Origin of the sequence: Bacillus cereus group sp. BfR-BA-01524, from assembly GCF_022662595.1 — a bacterium.
Classification (GTDB): Bacteria; Bacillota; Bacilli; order Bacillales; family Bacillaceae_G; genus Bacillus_A; species Bacillus_A thuringiensis_S.
Genome location: NZ_JAKUDW010000423.1, coordinates 1 through 235, shown reverse-complemented (window position 1 = coordinate 235; position 235 = coordinate 1). Strand labels below are relative to the sequence as shown.

Sequence of the window (235 nt, the reverse complement as noted above, 5' to 3'; positions counted from 1 at the left end):
GAAGCTGCTGCTCAAAAACAAGCAGAGCAAGCTGCACAACAACCAGCAGCGGCTCAACCAGCACCAACACAAGCTCAACCAGCAGCTCCAGCAAATAATGCTGTACAAGCTCCGAAAGAAGAGTCTAAAAAAGAAGAGCCTAAAAAAGAAGAAGCGAAAAAACCAGCTCCAACTCCAGAAGTACCAGCTGATAATAAAGGTGGCAGACAAGATGTTGTCGAAAAAGCTAAAGGTT

General features: G+C 45.1%; 1 pseudogene. It reads left to right on the top strand.

Going from position 1 to position 235, the window contains the following annotated elements:
- A pseudogene (locus MR170_RS31740) lies at window positions 1-235 on the top strand (N-acetylmuramoyl-L-alanine amidase); the annotation flags it as partial.